General features: G+C 66.8%; 1 pseudogene. It reads left to right on the top strand.

Annotation, left to right across the window (positions count from 1 at the left end):
* Nucleotides 1-223, top strand: a pseudogene (locus tag EXE45_RS20225) (HTR-like protein); the annotation flags it as partial.

The raw sequence follows: 223 nt of genomic DNA, 5'->3' as shown, positions 1-223 counted from the left end.
AGGCGCATCGGTCGCGACGCATCGCCGCGGAACGGACGCGGCGGTTGGAGACGCTCATCAGCAACCTGCCGGGGATGGTGTACCGGTGTCGGAACGAACCGACGTGGCCGATGGAGACCGTCAGGGGCGAAGTCGAAGATCTCACGGGGTACAGCGTCGGCGCGATAGAGGGCGACGACGGGGTCGTCTGGGGCGAGGACATCCTCCATCCGGACGACAGAGA

It is taken from the genome of Halorubrum sp. SP9, assembly GCF_005435015.1.
GTDB lineage: Archaea > Halobacteriota > Halobacteria > Halobacteriales > Haloferacaceae > Halorubrum > Halorubrum sodomense.
Note: the sequence above shows the minus strand (reverse complement) of the source record. Positions and strands in the feature narration are given on the sequence as shown.